We start from the raw sequence: 2,187 nt of genomic DNA, 5'->3' as shown, positions 1-2,187 counted from the left end.
TGTGATTCGGGTCGGAGTCAGCGTGGGCCGAACGAGCTCCGCGAAGTTGCGGCCCTACGCCTGAGGTGGCTCCGGCCCGGGCGGTTCTACGAACCGCAGAGTGCAAATGGAGTAGGGCGGCCAGTGGGGTAGCTTTCGGGTAGAGGCTGCCCTTATTTTTAGGGTAGACCCGGCCCTTTGCCCCCCCGCGGGCCCGCGGGGTTTATTCCGAGAGGCACCGCAACTGAAAACCGTGGCCGCGGTGGTCCGAGTAGCCGGGGCGGAGGTGTTGCGAACTGAAATCCAAGTCCATGCCACTCGTGCCGCTCGTAGCGGAAGACCAGTTGAACCCGAGGTTGCCAACGAGCACCGGATCGCCAGAGATCGCGTGGCGGTTGCCCGGGGCGGTGCCGCTCGGCACTCGAAAAATGGCTGTGTCTACCCCAGGCAATCGACCTGCCTCGGCCCCATTCTTTGTTCTGCGCGCGGGCTCCGCATAAATAAGACCAAAACCCAACAAGACATTCAACGTTCTGTGGTCGGGCGAAACAGCGTTTCGTCGGGGAAGCTGCTATCCTACGGGGGAGTTGTTCTTTTTCGGAAGAAAAGGTACGCTTCCGGCCGCCGCGGAGCCGTGAATTTCGTAATTTTGCGCCTGTTGCGAAATCATTCGATAGTTATGTTCAGACAGGAAATAACCCTGTTTTTGTCGTTTTTCAAGATCGGCTGCTTCACTTTCGGCGGCGGATATGCCATGATCCCGATCATCCAGAAAGAGGTGATCGACAAACGGAGGTGGGTCGAACGCGAAGAGTTTATAGACCTGCTGGCGCTGGCGCAGTCGGCGCCCGGGCCGATGGCGGTCAATGTCTCGATTATGGTGGGGTACAAAATCCTGAGAACGCGGGGGGCGGTGGCGGCGTTTCTGGGAACGGTGCTGCCGTCGTTCCTGATTCTGCTGGGGGTGGCGATCTTCTTTTCGCATATCTCAGAGGATCCGACGGTGAACCGCATTTTCAAGGGGATGAGGCCGGCGGTCGTGGCGCTGATTCTGCAACCGGTCTTTTCGTTTGCCCGGGGGCTGAGGGGGTGGGAGTACGGGGTGTTCGTCGCGATTGCGGGGGCGATCTGGGCAGGGGCGTCGCCGTTGTGGTTCATTGCGGGCGGAATTGTCGGGGGGCTGGGGTATACGTACTGGAGGGTGAAACGGGGGGTGGGAAAATAAAAGATTCGAATTCGGGATGCTCTATTTGCAACTTTTTCTGACGTTTTTTCAAATCGGTCTCTTCGGGTTCGGGGGCGGGTATGCGATGATTTCGCTGATTCAGGCGGAGGTGGTGACGCGGCACGGATGGATCACGGCGGCGCAGTTTGCCGATATCATCGCGATTTCGCAGGTGACGCCGGGGCCGATTGCGATCAATAGTGCGACGTATATCGGGTATACGGCGACGGGGTCGGTCTGGGGGTCGGCGCTGGCGACGGCGGGGGTCTGTGCGCCGTCGCTGGTGTTGATGCTGATCGTGGCGAGGTTCTACCTGAAAATGAAGGATAACCGGTATGTGGCGGGGGTGATGAGGACGTTGAGGCCGGTGGTGGTGGGGCTGATTCTGGCGGCGGCTTTTCTGCTCTTCACGCCGGATAATTTCATTGACTGGAAAAGCTATGCGATTTTCGGGGGGGTGCTGGTGGCGGCGGTGCGGAAGGTCAATCCGATTCTGTTGATCGTGTTGGCGGGGTTGGCGGGGTGGTTGATTTATTGAGGTTGCGGGGGTGGTAAGTGGGGGTGTCGAAGAAAAACTTTTCACAAAATATGCACAAAATATTAACAATTGTCGTGGCGGCGGGAGCGGGAAGACGGATGGGGAGCGAGGTGCCCAAACAGTTCTTACTGCTTGGAGGCGAGCCGATTGTCATGCGGACTTTGCGCCGGATGGCGGAAGGGGTGGGGCGTTATGTGGCGGATTGTTCACAAAATGTGAACGAATGGGTGCATAAGCTGGTGCTGGTGCTGCCGGAGGCGTATATCGAACGGTGGGGGGAGTTGTGCGTGGCGCATGGGTTCGAGGTGCCGCACGAGGTGGTGGCGGGTGGGGAAACTCGATTTCAGTCGGTGAGGCGGGGATTGGAGGCGGAGCCGGAGGCGGAATGGGTGCTGGTGCATGACGGGGTGAGGCCGTTTGTCGCGGACGGGGTGATTCGGGGGGT

General features: G+C 59.3%; 3 protein-coding genes. All 3 read left to right on the top strand.

Annotated elements, in window-relative coordinates; genetic code table 11:
• Nucleotides 1-658 precede the first annotated feature (658 nt).
• A complete protein-coding gene (locus QZ302_RS09855) occupies nucleotides 659-1,204 on the top strand; it encodes a chromate transporter (RefSeq protein WP_294594922.1) in 546 nt (181 codons plus the stop codon).
• Nucleotides 1,205-1,220: 16 nt separating this feature from the next.
• Nucleotides 1,221-1,742, top strand: a complete 522-nt coding sequence (locus tag QZ302_RS09850) for a chromate transporter (RefSeq protein WP_294594920.1) — start codon at nucleotides 1,221-1,223, stop codon at nucleotides 1,740-1,742.
• A 50-nt stretch (nucleotides 1,743-1,792) separates the two neighbouring features.
• On the top strand, nucleotides 1,793-2,187 hold a 395-nt coding region (locus tag QZ302_RS09845; RefSeq protein WP_294594918.1), incomplete at its 3' end, for a 2-C-methyl-D-erythritol 4-phosphate cytidylyltransferase.

The sequence above is a fragment of the uncultured Rikenella sp. genome (genome assembly GCF_910579375.1).
In the GTDB taxonomy this organism is placed as follows: Bacteria; Bacteroidota; Bacteroidia; order Bacteroidales; family Rikenellaceae; genus Rikenella.
The sequence above is the reverse complement of the archived record's forward strand: the minus strand, read 5'-3'. Positions and strand labels throughout refer to the sequence as shown.

Bases quoted from the DNA above. Each gene is read 5' to 3' on its own strand.
- QZ302_RS09855 (WP_294594922.1), top strand. From the start codon at position 659: ATGTTCAGACAGGAAATAACCCTGTTTTTGTCGTTTTTCAAGATCGGC.
- QZ302_RS09850 (WP_294594920.1), top strand. From the start codon at position 1,221: ATGCTCTATTTGCAACTTTTTCTGACGTTTTTTCAAATCGGTCTCTTC.